3 protein-coding genes are annotated in these 3,766 nt (G+C 39.8%); all 3 read left to right on the forward strand.

The features are described 5' to 3' along the window. The first annotated feature begins 78 nt into the window (after positions 1-78). The 3 genes from H5202_RS19015 to fadD all read left to right on the forward strand — a co-directional run bounded on the left by H5202_RS19015 (position 79) and on the right by fadD (position 3,648). Complete coding sequence (locus H5202_RS19015; protein ID WP_259397387.1) at positions 79-861, forward strand: class I SAM-dependent methyltransferase; 783 nt, start codon at positions 79-81, stop codon at positions 859-861. Positions 862-882: 21 nt separating this feature from the next. Beyond that, positions 883-1,782 (forward strand): alpha/beta fold hydrolase, encoded by a 900-nt coding sequence (locus tag H5202_RS19020; RefSeq protein ID WP_182773445.1) that lies wholly within the window; start codon positions 883-885, stop codon positions 1,780-1,782. 192 nt (positions 1,783-1,974) lie between these two features. Continuing rightward, entirely contained in the window at positions 1,975-3,648 is a 1,674-nt protein-coding gene (fadD, locus tag H5202_RS19025) for a long-chain-fatty-acid--CoA ligase FadD (protein WP_182773446.1), read from the forward strand. Positions 3,649-3,766: the final 118 nt, after the last annotated feature.

The raw sequence follows: 3,766 nt of genomic DNA on the forward strand, positions 1-3,766 counted from the left end.
AAACGTAACATGATGTTAGGAGCCTTAATTGGCTTATCAAGTTTAAGTATGTCAACTGCAATATACGCAGCCGATACTATGTCCGATAAAAAAGTGACTGTACCGCAGGTTAATTCAGCTCTTGCTAAAGCGGTTGCTAGTGAGTTTAGAACTGCAGAAAATAAACTACGTGATCAATATCGTCATCCTGCTGAAACATTGGCATTTTTTGACATTAAACCTGAGCAAACTGTGATTGAATTATGGCCGGGCGGTGGTTGGTATGCTGAAATTTTAGCACCTTATTTAGCCGAAAAAGGCCAGTATGTTGCTGCCAATTTTGAAACAAAACCGGCAGAAGAAAACCGTCAAACCGCTTATTACAAATCAGCTGGTTTAAAGTTTGAAAAATGGGTTAGCGATAACAAAGCCAGTGTAGGCAATGTACAGTTTGTAACGCTTGATCCGCCGGCTAAATTTTCATTGGGTAAAGATAATTCTGTAGACCATGTATTAACATTCCGTAACTTGCACAATTGGGCAATGAAAGGTGAGTTAGAAGGTGTGTTTAAAGCTGCTCATGACGTGTTAAAAGTGGGAGGCTCTTTAGGTATAGTTGAGCACCGAGCCAATATCGGTATGGCTGCAGAAAGCGGCTATATGGATCAAAATCAAATGGTTGAACTGGCCAATAAATACGGTTTTGAATTAACAGGCAGTTCTGAAGTGAATGCCAACCCTAAAGACAGTAAAGATTATGAGAAAGGCGTGTGGACATTACCACCGCGTTTAGCAATGGGTGATCAAGATAAACAGAAGTATCTTGATATTGGTGAAAGTGATCGTATGACAATCAAATTCACCAAAAAAGCAGCTAAATAATTTTTGCAAAGTGAGCCAACAATGTTGAACATCGATGTAGAAGAAATTCAATTACCGTTGGCTCATATTACTCTTGCCGCTAAACGTTATGGTCAAGCCGATAAACCAGTGATATTGGCTTTGCATGGTTGGCTCGATAATGTTGACAGTTTTATCCCCTTAGCACAGGCATTTGCCCTGCAAGGATTGTTAGATAAATTTCAACTGATTTGTATCGATTGGCCAGGGCATGGATTATCAGATCATCGCCCCGGTCGTTATCCGCTGAATTGGGTTGATTATATTTACGACCTGCAAGCCGTGATACATACTCTTTCACAAGATTTGGGTCCTATTATATTATTGGGCCATTCGCTTGGCGGCATTGTGGCGTCTGCTTATAATGCTTGTCTTGCTGACAACATCCAAAAACTTATATTAATAGAAGCTCTTGCTCCTTTATCAGAACCTGCCACACAAGCTAAAGAGCGCTTACGTAAAGGCTTACAGCAACAACAACGCTTTAATCGTCAACTAGCCAGGGCCATTCCTACGTATGCTTCAATGGATATTGCCATTCAGGCACGTCATCAACTTACTGGATTAGCATTGCCTTGGTGCGAAATGATCACAGAGCGTAATATGGAAGTCATTGATGGCCATTATTCTTGGCGTAGTGATCCTCGATTAAAATTAGATTCACTAAACCGATTTACCTTCGAACAGGTCGATGCTCTGATGACAATCAGTGACACTCCTTCTTTACTTATTGTCGGTCATGATGGCTATAAACAATTAACAGCATCAACAGAGCAAGCTAATAAATGGTTTTCCAATATTGATATCGTTCATTTAGCCGGAGACCATCATCTTCATATGGGAAATGCCGAGCAAGTTGTCAAATCGATTGGAGCATTTATTCTAAATAGCCCGTTACCATAGGTGAAAACGCTGTTATTTTTAGTTTATTTATGTGATTATGATCGAAAATTAAAACACTTGTATGATTTAGTTCACTACAAGCAACATAATAAAACCTGCGATAACAAAATTAATGATACGCAGATAATAAAATATTTTACCACTGACGGGGAATGCACGTCTTAGCACAGTGGGCATTATTAGGAGACATTTGTGGACCAGCCTTGGATTAATAATTTACCTGAACATGTTCCGGCCGAAATCGACCCATCTCAATTCAGTTCATTAGTACACATGTTTGAAAATGCAGTAGCAAAATATGCTGACCAACCTGCATTTATTAACATGGGTGCGACGATGACGTACCGTAAACTCGAAGAGCGAAGCCGAGCATTTGCCGCATATTTACAAAACGAGCTGCATTTAAATAAAGGTGACCGTGTTGCCATTATGATGCCCAATTTACTGCAATATCCTATTGCTCTGTTTGGTATTTTACGTGCGGGTATGGTGGTGGTTAACGTTAACCCACTGTATACACCACGGGAATTAAAGCATCAATTAGTCGATTCGGGTGCAAGAGCCATCGTTGTTGTGTCTAACTTTGCGAATACTCTAGAAGAAATTGTTGATCAAACTCCGGTTGAATCGGTCATTATCACTAATCTCGGCGATCAACTCAGCGCACCTAAACGTACGTTAGTGAACTTTGTTGTTAAATACATTAAAAGATTAGTACCAAAATATCATTTGCCTCATGCTTTATCATTTCGCGATGCGCTTTCTAAAGGCCGACGTCTGCAATATATCAAAGCGAATATTAGTAGTGAAGATTTGGCGTTTTTACAATATACCGGCGGTACAACAGGCGTATCTAAAGGTGCCATGTTAAGTCATAAAAATGTAGTTAGTAATGTGTTACAAGCTAATGGTGCTTATTCGCCAGCACTGGATGATGGCACAGAGTTTGTGGTGACAGCCTTACCGCTTTATCATATTTTCGCACTGACAGTTAACTGCTTATTGTTTTTACATAAAGGCAGTAAAAATCTTCTGATCACTAATCCTCGAGACATCCCTGCGTTTGTGGGTGAACTTAAAAAGTACCCGTTTACGGCATTAACCGGTGTTAATACCTTATTTAATGCATTAGTTAATAACGAAGAATTTACCCAGCTCGATTTCTCCGGCTTAAAGTTGTCAATTGGCGGCGGAATGGCGGTGCAACGTGCTGTTGCCGATAAGTGGCAAAACATTACTAAAACACGTCTGTTAGAGGGCTATGGATTAACTGAAGCTTCACCATTGGTGACATGTTGTCCGTATAATCTCAGTGGTTACAATGGCTCTATTGGCTTTCCTGCGCCTTCAACGGATATTCAAATTCGTGATGATGATGGTAAAGTATTAGCTCAGGGTGAAACGGGTGAATTATATGCCAAAGGGCCACAAGTGATGCAAGGCTACTGGCAGCGTCCGGAAGAAACAGCTAATGTAATCGATAAAAACGGTTGGTTAGCCACTGGTGATATTGGTTATATGGATGAAAAAGGTTTGTTTTACATTGTTGACCGTAAAAAGGACATGATTCTTGTGTCTGGTTTTAATGTATTCCCGAACGAAATCGAAGAAGTAGTAGCAATGCATCCAAAAGTGATTGAAGTTGCTGCTGTGGGTGTACCCAACGATGCTAGTGGTGAATTAGTGAAAATCTTTGTGGTGGCAAAAGATAAGTCACTTACAGAAGAAGAGTTAATAAAACATTGCCGACATTATTTAACGGGATATAAAGTGCCTAAGCTGGTAGAATTTAGAGACGAATTACCAAAAACGAATGTGGGTAAAATTTTACGCCGACAACTTCGAGATGAAGTTAAGAAAGCATAAAATTCAAACCGGCGATTTAGCCGGTTTTTTTTATTTGGTTACACCAGTAGCCAAAATGCCTCCTATACGTATTTTTAGCGGAGCTTATTTTGTTAACGTTTGAATATATCAGTGATGA

This window comes from Shewanella sp. SG41-4 (assembly GCF_014164505.1).
Classification (GTDB): Bacteria; Pseudomonadota; Gammaproteobacteria; order Enterobacterales; family Shewanellaceae; genus Shewanella.

What these genes read in the sequence shown, in the direction of transcription:
- H5202_RS19020 (WP_182773445.1), top strand. Translation starts at nt 883, where the DNA reads ATGTTGAACATCGATGTAGAAGAAATTCAATTACCGTTGGCTCATATT.
- H5202_RS19015 (WP_259397387.1), top strand. Translation starts at nt 79, where the DNA reads ATGTCCGATAAAAAAGTGACTGTACCGCAGGTTAATTCAGCTCTTGCT.